Origin of the sequence: Actinoplanes sp. TFC3 (assembly GCF_001553785.1) — a bacterium.
GTDB lineage: Bacteria > Actinomycetota > Actinomycetes > Mycobacteriales > Micromonosporaceae > Actinoplanes.
Genome location: NZ_LOJP01000001.1, coordinates 5549441 through 5554641, shown reverse-complemented (window position 1 = coordinate 5554641; position 5201 = coordinate 5549441). Strand labels below are relative to the sequence as shown.

The following is a 5201-nucleotide window of genomic DNA, read 5'->3' as shown; positions in this document are numbered from 1 at the left end:
GCGCGGCCTGAACGGCAGTGGGGGCAGCGCCGACGATGAGGGCAACTGCGGCCAAGGGGATGAGCAATCGCATGATCAGAGGTAATCATTGTCATCAATTTATGAACAAGGTTTCCGACTGTTTTGGCCAAGACCTGACAGACAACACCCCTCGGTTGAGCCGTTGCGACTGCTACGCCGGCTCGGGCCGCGATCTCGTCGCCGGCCCTACCTGGTCGGCCTGCTCGACGGCGGCAAAATCGAATACCGCATGGTCGGCAAAGCACCGCCCCCACCCGCAATCCACCGCCTGGCAGAATCGCGGCGTGAACCGGCGGCGCAGCAAGAAGGCCCAGCAACGACTGGCCGGGCTCTATGACGACAACGCCCGCCTGGTCACCGCCCTCTTGCGAGCCGGCGCCGACCCCAACCGCCCGGATGCTGAGGGCGTCACCCCGCTCTACCGCGCCAGCGTCCAGGGCAACGCGCGCAACGTCCGGATCCTGCTCGCCGCCGGTGCTCGGCCCAACGATGAGTGCAGTGAAGGGCTTCCGCTGTGCGCCGCGGCCTGCTGGGACCATTCCGCCGCGGTCAGCCTGCTGCTTGCCGGAGGCGCCGATTCGACGCTGCGGGAGAGCGATTCGCCGTACTACTCGGCCGAGGAATGGGCAGCGCGATCAAGTCACTGATGCGGGCTGGCGCGCGACTTCAGGCGTTCTTGACCGCGTCCGCGTCGTGCAGGTGCAGGATGTCCACCGCTTGCGAGCGCATCTCGACCTTGCGGACCTTGCCGGTGACGGTCATCGGGAAGCCGTCGACCACGTAGACGTACCGGGGCACCTTGAAGTGCGCGAGTTTTCCCCGGCAGAACTCGCGGACGGCCTCGGCGGTCAGCGGGTTGGCCCCGGGGCGCAGAACCACCCAGGCCATCAGCTCCTCGCCGAACTTCTCGTCGGGCACCCCGATCACCTGCACGTCAGCCACGTCGGGGTGGGTGTACAGGAACTCCTCGACCTCGCGCGGGTACACGTTCTCGCCGCCGCGGATGACCAGGTCCTTGATGCGCCCGACGATGGTGACGTAGCCGTCCGCGTCCATGGTCGCCAGGTCGCCGGTGTGCATCCAGCGCGCCGCGTCGATCGCCTCGGCCGTCGCGTCGGGCTGATCCCAGTAGCCCAGCATCACCGAGTAGCCGCGGGTGCACAGCTCACCCGGCTCGCCGCGCGCCACGACCAGCCCGGTTGCCGGGTCGACGACCTTGGACTCCAGGTGCGGCATGACCCGGCCGACGGTTTCGGTGCGCCGGACCAGGCTGTCGTCGCGGCGGGTCATCGTGGACACCGGCGAGGTCTCGGTCATGCCGTAGCAAATGGCGACCTCGGCCATGTTCATCTCGGCCACCACGCGTTTCATCACCTCCACCGGGCACGGCGATCCGGCCATGATTCCGGTGCGCAAACTGCTCAGGTCGTAGCCGGCGAAATCGGGGAGGCCGAGCTCGGCGATGAACATGGTCGGGACGCCGTACAGCGAGGTGCATTTCTCGGAAGTGACGGCCCGTAAGGCCGCCGCTGGATCGAATCCCGGTGCGGGCAGCACCATGGTGGCGCCGTGCGATGTGGCCGCGAGATTGCCCATCACCATGCCGAAACAATGGTAGAGCGGCACCGGAATGCACACCCGGTCCGCCGAGGTGTAGCCGACCAGTTCGCCGACGAAGAAGCCATTGTTGAGGATGTTGTGGTGCGACAGCGTTGCGCCCTTGGGGAAACCCGTGGTGCCCGAGGTGTACTGGATGTTGATCGGATCGTCGAAGCTCAGCTCGGCCGCGCGCGGGGCGAGGTCGATCCCGGTGCCGGACTCGACAAGATCGGCCCAGTCCGGCGTACCGATGAAAATGGTCTGCGAGAAGCCGATCTCCTTGATCATCGCGCGATAGTCGCTGGTCTTGAAACTGACCGCGCTGATCAGCAGGCTCAACCCGGACTGCTTGACCACATAGGCTAGTTCGTGCGTGCGGTAGGCCGGGTTGACGTTCACCAGAATGGCGCCGATCGCGGCGGTCGCGTATTGCACGATCACCCATTCCGCACAGTTCGGCGCCCAGATCCCCACCCGGTCACCCTTGGCAATGCCGCGCGCGAGCAAACCCCGAGCCACTTCATTGACCGCAGCATCGAATTGCGTGTACGTCCACCGCTTACCGGCCGCGACATCAACCAGAGCTTCCCGGTCGCCGAACTGCGCGACAGTGCGGGCCAGGCCGGCCCCGATCGTCTCGCCCAGCATCGCAACCTCGGACACACCGGCGGAGTAGGACAGCATTTGCGCAGCATGAGCCACCCGGCCGACCTCTGCCACCCCCGTTCGGGGGTGCACCCGCACCCCGGTTCGCGACATGCTGGCAAGGTGCTCGAAACAGACGCAGCGCTGGGCCGCATCCGGCGCGCGACCGGACTGCCGGTCGCGTTCGGCGGCTCGGTGGCGTGCGACGGCCGGGCCCTGCGTCTGACTGAGTTCGCGGGCACCATGACGCCCGCGCTCAACGGCCTGGTGGTCAGCACCGGCAACGGTCTCGGCGGGCGGGTGGTCAGCACGGCACGTCCGGCGCGCGTCGAGGATTACGCCGCCGACCCGCGGATCAGCCACGAGTACGACGCCCCGGTCACGGCCGAGGGCCTGCGTGCGATCGCCGCCGTCCCGGTTGCGCTGGGCGGTTCGGTCCTGGCCGTGCTCTACGCCGGCACCCGCGAACCCTTGACGGTGGGCACCCGTGCGCTCGAAGCGATGGGCCAGGTAGCGGCCCGGGTAGCGACGGAATTGACGGTACGCCGGGAAGTCCAGCGCCGCCTCACCGAGCTGGAAACCGCAGCCGCTCGCAGCCGCACCGGGCATGCCGCGCCCGAGTGGGAGGATGTCCGGCAGGCGCACGCCGACCTTCGCACCATCGCTCAGGAGATCACCGACCCGGCACTGCGGACCCGGCTGCGGCAGATTTGCGCCCTGCTCAGCGGCCCCACCACCGTGCCACCGTCGGTGGTAGCGCTCTCCGTCCGCGAAGTCGACGTGCTGGCCATGGTCGCCGTCGGCTGCACCAACGCCGAAGCCGCGCGGCGCCTGGGCCTGCTGCCGGAAACGGTGAAAAGCTATCTTCGCAACGCCATGCGCAAACTCGGCACCCACGGCCGCATCGAAACCGTGGCCACCGCCCGCCGGCATGGTTTCCTGCCCTGAGGACATATCCTCCGAGCATGATGCGCAAGGTGGTGGTGGCTCCCGGCGGCGTCGAGGTGCGCGAGGTCGCCGAACCGGAACCCGGTCCCGGTGAAGTCCTGATCCGCACGTCGGTGTCCGGCGTCTGCGGCTCGGACATTCATGCCCTGCAAGGCCGGCACCCCAACGTGACCCCGCCGTACGCCCCCGGCCACGAGGTGGTCGGTGTGGTCCTGGCAGTCTCCCCAGAGGTGACCAGCGTGCTGCCCGGCGCGCGGGTCACCGTGGAGCCCGACCTGCCGTGCTGGTCGTGCAAGCAATGCCGGGCCGGCCGGGAAAACTTGTGCGAGCACCTGGGCTTCTTCGGCTGCGGCTCCGAGCAAGGCGGCATGGCCGACCTGTTCACCATCGATGCCCGCCGCCTGCACGAACTCCCCGAGGACCTGGACGACCGCGCCGCCGCCCTGATCGAACCCCTGTCCACGCCGGTCCACGCCACCCGCCTGGCCGGCCCTCTGGGGGACAAGGCGGTAGCCATCCTGGGCGCCGGCACCATCGGCCTGCTCACCCTGCGCGTAGCCCGGGCGCGCGGAGCCAAGCGCATCGTCATGACGGCACGATCAGCAGCCCACCGAGACCGAGCCCTGCGGTTCGGCGCCGACGCCGTCGTGGACGCCCAACTGCCAGAAGCCCCCGATCTGGTACGTGCAAAGCTCGAAGAAAGCGCAGACGTCGTCTTCGACTGCGTCGCAGAGGAGTCCACCCTCCACCAAGCCCTGGCCATCGCCAACAAAGGCGGCACCGTAGTAGTGGTAGGCGTACCCCCAGGCGACGTGACAGTGCCCCTGGCCCTGGTGCAGGACAGCCAACTCCGTATCCAAGGCAGCGCAACGTACCTCCCCGAGGACTACCGCGAAGCCATGACCCTGCTGCGCGAGGGCGTGGTAGACGCCGCTGAGTTCGTCACCGCAATCCGGCCGCTGGAAGAAGCGGCCCAAGCCTTCGCGGATGCGGCCGGGGGAGGGCACCTGAAGGTGTTGCTCGCCCCCGAAACGCAGCAGTTCGCCTTGTAGCACGCCGCCGGGTTCCTGCGGCTGGGTCTCTCACCGGCTCAGCCGCGGCAATCCTGGTGGTCAGGCCGGGGTCTCTGCGGTCGCGGTGAGCACGGCTCGGCCAAGGATGTGGCTGGCCATGGTGAAACCGAGCAGGGCGGGCGTACCGTCCGCCGGAACGCCGATGTTCTCGACCGCCAAGGCGTGCACCACGATGACATACCGGTGCGCGCCGTGCCCCGCCGGCGGCGCCCCTCCCACGAACCGCGCCAGCCGGGCATCATTGGGCACCTGGAACGCGCCGCCGGGCAACCCCGACCCGGTGTCATCCCCCGCGCCCTCGGCCAAACTCGTCACGCCCGCGGGGATGTCCGCAACCGCCCAGTGCCACATCCCCGAACCGGTCGGAGCATCCGGGTCGTACACGGTGACGGCGTAACTCTTGGTGCCCTCAGGCGCCCCGGTCCAGGTTAGCTGCGGCGAAAGGTCCTTACCGCCAGGCACCCCGAACATCCCGGACAACTGTGCGGCGGGCAACGTCCCACCGTCGACAACGCTGGTGCTGGTGACAGTGAAGCTCGCCGCCTCAGGCAACCGAGCAAACGGGTCATTCATAGTAATCCTCCTGTAGTGATCGGCGCTCACGCATCTCACGCGCACCAGCGGCCGCACGTCCCAAGCCGCACTCTTCAAGCCGCACGCCCGAGGCCGGCCGTGACCGATCCCGGCCAGGCAGGCGACCTGATTGCCGGCCCCCGGCTCTCTCGATCGACTCTAGCAGCAATAATCGATTATCTCAAAGCCGCAAGTGCGGTGGAACCCCTGGCACTGCAGAGACGCACAGGCTCTCGACCTGGTCGGGCGTGCAGAAGGGCAGCGCATCAAAGCTGGGCCCTGAGCCTGAGCCCTGTCCCCAAGCTCCAACCCAGACCCCAACCCCTCACCGCAACCCAACCC

5 protein-coding genes are annotated in these 5201 nt (G+C 68.2%); 3 read left to right on the top strand and 2 right to left on the bottom strand.

Annotated features, from left to right (window positions below; translation table 11 throughout):
- The first annotated feature begins 59 nt into the window (after nucleotides 1-59).
- Complete coding sequence (locus tag TFC3_RS38830; protein ID WP_236718302.1) at nucleotides 60-668, top strand: ankyrin repeat domain-containing protein; 609 nt, start codon at nucleotides 60-62, stop codon at nucleotides 666-668.
- A gap of 19 nt (nucleotides 669-687) precedes the next feature.
- Here TFC3_RS38830 and TFC3_RS24925 read toward each other — a convergent pair whose 3' ends face one another.
- Nucleotides 688-2304: an AMP-binding protein gene (locus tag TFC3_RS24925; RefSeq protein ID WP_067504568.1), complete on the bottom strand. Its 1617-nt coding sequence runs from the start codon at nucleotides 2302-2304 to the stop codon at nucleotides 688-690.
- A gap of 84 nt (nucleotides 2305-2388) precedes the next feature.
- Between TFC3_RS24925 and TFC3_RS24920 the strand changes: the two genes are divergently transcribed.
- Both TFC3_RS24920 and TFC3_RS24915 read left to right on the top strand, forming a co-directional pair.
- Nucleotides 2389-3213, top strand: a complete 825-nt coding sequence (locus tag TFC3_RS24920) for a LuxR C-terminal-related transcriptional regulator (RefSeq protein WP_067507491.1) — start codon at nucleotides 2389-2391, stop codon at nucleotides 3211-3213.
- A gap of 17 nt (nucleotides 3214-3230) precedes the next feature.
- Nucleotides 3231-4265, top strand: coding sequence for a zinc-binding dehydrogenase (locus tag TFC3_RS24915; protein WP_067504564.1), 1035 nt, complete (start codon nucleotides 3231-3233; stop codon nucleotides 4263-4265).
- A 60-nt stretch (nucleotides 4266-4325) separates the two neighbouring features.
- Here TFC3_RS24915 and TFC3_RS24910 read toward each other — a convergent pair whose 3' ends face one another.
- Nucleotides 4326-4859 carry a YbhB/YbcL family Raf kinase inhibitor-like protein gene (locus TFC3_RS24910; RefSeq protein WP_201787214.1) on the bottom strand — a complete coding sequence of 178 codons (534 nt, stop codon included), beginning with the start codon at nucleotides 4857-4859 and terminating at the stop codon, nucleotides 4326-4328.
- Nucleotides 4860-5201: the final 342 nt, after the last annotated feature.